Annotated in this window: 4 protein-coding genes; all 4 read left to right on the forward strand. The window is 68.3% G+C overall.

From position 1 onward, the window contains the following. The first annotated feature begins 212 nt into the window (after positions 1-212). Positions 213-1,331 (forward strand): GuaB3 family IMP dehydrogenase-related protein, encoded by a 1,119-nt coding sequence (locus Q1V87_RS01560; protein WP_300590561.1) that lies wholly within the window; start codon positions 213-215, stop codon positions 1,329-1,331. A 38-nt stretch (positions 1,332-1,369) separates the two neighbouring features. Beyond that, positions 1,370-2,170 carry an SURF1 family protein gene (locus Q1V87_RS01565; protein ID WP_300590558.1) on the forward strand — a complete coding sequence of 267 codons (801 nt, stop codon included), beginning with the start codon at positions 1,370-1,372 and terminating at the stop codon, positions 2,168-2,170. A gap of 9 nt (positions 2,171-2,179) precedes the next feature. After that, positions 2,180-2,716 (forward strand): DUF3817 domain-containing protein, encoded by a 537-nt coding sequence (locus Q1V87_RS01570; RefSeq protein WP_300590559.1) that lies wholly within the window; start codon positions 2,180-2,182, stop codon positions 2,714-2,716. Between the two features lie 43 nt (positions 2,717-2,759). Continuing rightward, the coding region (gene guaA, locus Q1V87_RS01575) for a glutamine-hydrolyzing GMP synthase (RefSeq protein WP_300590560.1) at positions 2,760-3,728 on the forward strand (969 nt) is incomplete at its 3' end.

The following is a 3,728-nucleotide window of genomic DNA, read 5'->3' on the forward strand; positions in this document are numbered from 1 at the left end:
CTGATCAACACGATGATCGGGTTGCGCCTCATCGACGAGGTCGACACGGATGACGGCATCCATGAGCTCTTCGACACCTGTTTCCCGACCACGATGCGCGCCGTGCAGGATGTCGCCCCGCGCAGCAATGAACCCTGGTGAGCCTCGTCCCGCGTGAGGCGGGGGCCGCGGATGCATGAGTCCGCGCCACCGGTAGGCTGGGGCGCGTGACCATGGAGATCGAGATCGGCCGTGCCAAGCGCGCTCGCCGCGCGTACTCGTTCGACGACATCGCCGTCGTTCCTTCGCGCCGCACCCGCAACCCCGAGGATGTCTCGACGGCCTGGTCGATCGATGCGTTCCAGTTCGACATCCCCGTGCTCGGCGCTCCGATGGACTCGGTCGTGAGCCCCCGGACCGCGATCATGCTCGGTCAGCTCGGCGGGCTCGGTGTGCTCGATCTCGAGGGGCTGTGGACGCGGTACGACGACCCCGAGCCGCTGCTGGCCGAGATCGCATCGCTCGATGAGGCAACGGCGACATGCCGGATGCAGGAGCTCTACTCCGAGCCGATCAAACCCGAGCTCATCCGTGAGCGACTCCAGCAGATCCGCGACGCGGGCGTCACGGTCGCGGGCGCTCTGACCCCGCAGCGCACACAGCAGCTCTACGAAACGGTTGTCGCCGCCGGTGTGGATCTGTTCGTCATCCGGGGCACGACGGTCTCGGCCGAGCACGTCTCGAGCGTCGACGAGCCGCTGAACCTCAAGAAGTTCATCTACGACCTCGACGTTCCCGTCATCGTCGGCGGTGCCGCGACCTACACGGCAGCCCTCCACCTCATGCGCACCGGCGCCGCGGGCGTGCTCGTCGGCTTCGGCGGCGGGGCAGCGTCGACGACGCGCGGTGTGCTCGGCATCCACGCACCGATGGCCACGGCCGTCGCCGACGTCGCTGGTGCTCGCCGCGACTACCTGGACGAGTCGGGCGGGCGCTATGTCCACGTGATCGCCGACGGTGGCGTCGGAACCTCCGGCGACATCGTCAAGGCGCTCGCGATGGGAGCCGATGCCGTCATGCTCGGTGTCGCGCTCTCACGCGCGACCGATGCCCCGGGCCGCGGTTACCACTGGGGCCCGGAGGCCAACCATCCGAAGCTCCCGCGCGGGCGCCGCGTGAAGGTCGACCAGGTGACAAACCTCGAGTCCGTGCTCTACGGGCCGGCGCCTGTCGCTGACGGCACCGCGAACCTCATCGGGGCGCTGAAGAAGTCGATGGCCACGACCGGCTACTCCGATCTCAAGGAGTTCCAGCGCGTCGAGGTGGTCGTCGCGCCGTATACGGGCGGATGACAGGCCAGACAGTGTTTCCCCCGACCCTGCGGGAGGTCATGCTCCGACCCCGCTGGATCGGGGTCCTGCTGCTCGCGCTCGTTGTCGCGGGGGTGTTCGCGTGGCTCGGCCAGTGGCAGCTCGCGCGGGCGATCGACACCGACCCGCTCCCACCCGGGGTCACCGAAGAAGTTCGGCCGCTCGCGGAGGTTGCGGGACCGGGCGAGTACCTTCCCGAGCCACTCGTCGGCCAGCGTGTTGAGGTGACGGGCACGTGGGTGCCCGAGGACTTCCTCATCGTCTCGTCGCGCTTCAACGACGGCGTCGAAGGGTACTGGGTCACAGGCCAGCTGCGCCTTGCTGATGCGGCGGCCCCGACATCCGTTGCCGTCGCCGCCGGCTGGGCGCCGACGCTCGCCGACGCCGAATCCGCCGCCGAGGCGCTGGAAGCGACCGCCGCCGCGGGGGAGCCGGTCACGATCGTCGGCCGGTTGATCTCGGACGAGGGGCCGCTGCCGCCGCCGCGGGGGGAGCTTCCCTTCACGATGACCCGGATGTCGCCCGCGGCCCTGCTCGCTCAGTGGCATGACACCGTGGGCCTTGACGTCTATCGCAGTTACATCGCCTCGCAGTCTGCGCCGGCGGGACTCGTGGACATCGCTTCACCCGCGCCGGATGCCGGGTCCACGGTGAACTGGCTCAACATCTTCTACGCGGCCGAGTGGGTGGTCTTCGCCGGGTTCGCGTTCTACTTCTGGTACCGCCTCGCCAAGGACGCGTGGGAGAAGGAAGTCGAAGAGTTCGAGGATGCCGCCGCTGCGGCATCCGGCTCGGGAAGCGCCGGCGCGACCGGCGGCTAGAATGGGCCCATGCCCCGCGAGCCGAAACCGTCGTCTTTCCCGGCTATTCGCGGAGCGCTGACCTTCTACCAGGTCGCTTCGATCATCACCGGTGTCATGCTGCTTCTGCTGCTGGCCGAGATGATCCTCAAGTACTCGCCGCTGCACGTCGAGCTGTTCGCCGGCGGCTCCGGAGGCCTCCTCTGGTTTGCGCCGGTGCTGGTCGGCCCCGGATGCGAGTGGTATTCGCTCTTCGTTCCGGGCGGGCTCGGCTGCGATCTCGAGTCGGCGGGCGATGGTGTCAACGTGTCGCTGTCGATCCTCGTCGGCCACGGCTGGTTCTACGTCGTGTATCTCTTCGCCTGCTTCCGCATCTGGAGCCTCATGCGGTGGCGGTTCGGTCGCTTCATCGCGCTTGCGCTCGGCGGGATCGTCCCCTTCCTCTCCTTCTTCATGGAGGCTCGCGTCGCCCGTGAGGTCAAGGCCTACCTCGCTGCGCGCGAGTCCGAGAGTCACGATCTCGCTGAGCAATCCAGCCTGACCCGCCAGAACCCCACAGTCTCCTGACCCAACGCTCCTGGGTTCCAGGGGCGCCGACCGAAAGCATCCGGTGACAGAACAGACCGAGACCTCGCAGCGACCCGTCCTCGTCGTCGACTTCGGCGCGCAGTACGCCCAGCTCATTGCCCGTCGCGTGCGAGAGGCGGGCGTCTACAGCGAGCTCGTGCCGCACACCGCGACGGCCGCCGAGATCGCCGCGAAGAACCCGATCGGCATCATCCTGTCGGGCGGGCCCTCGTCCGTGTACGAACCCGGCGCGCCGACGCTTGACCCGGGCGTGTTCGATCTGGGCGTGCCGACCCTGGGCATCTGCTACGGATTCCAGGTAATGGCTCAGGCTCTCGGCGGCGTCGTGGCCAACACGGGCCTGCGCGAGTACGGCGCGACGGATGCCAGCATCATCCGCGACGAGAGCGTGCTGTTCGACGGTCAGCCCGCCGACCAGAACGTGTGGATGAGTCACGGCGATCAGGTCTCGGAGCCTCCCGCGGGGTTCGAGGTGCTCGCTCGCACCGGAGCCACCCCGGTCGCCGCGTTCGGAAACGACGCGCGTCGCATGTACGGCGTGCAGTGGCATCCCGAGGTCAAGCACTCCGATCACGGCCAGCGGATCATCGAGAACTTCCTGCACAAGGCCGCGGGTCTTCCCGCCGACTGGAACAGCGGCAACGTCATCGCTGAGCAGGTCGATCGGATCCGCGCGCAGGTCGGCTCGGGACGCGTGCTTTCGGCACTGTCGGGCGGTGTGGACTCTGCCGTGTCGACAGCCCTCGTGCACAAGGCCGTCGGCGACCAGCTCGTCGCGGTCTTCGTCGACCACGGGCTGCTGCGCAAGGGCGAGCGTGAACAGGTCGAGCAGGACTACGTCGCCTCGACGGGTGTGCGGCTCGTCACGATCGACGCCCGCGAGCGGTTCCTCACCGCGCTCGCCGGCGTGAGCGATCCCGAGCAGAAGCGCAAGATCATCGGCCGAGAGTTCATCCGCACGTTCGAAGAGGCCGAGAAGGCGCTCGTCGCC

Origin of the sequence: Microbacterium sp., assembly GCF_030149085.1 — a bacterium.
In the GTDB taxonomy this organism is placed as follows: Bacteria; Actinomycetota; Actinomycetes; order Actinomycetales; family Microbacteriaceae; genus Microbacterium.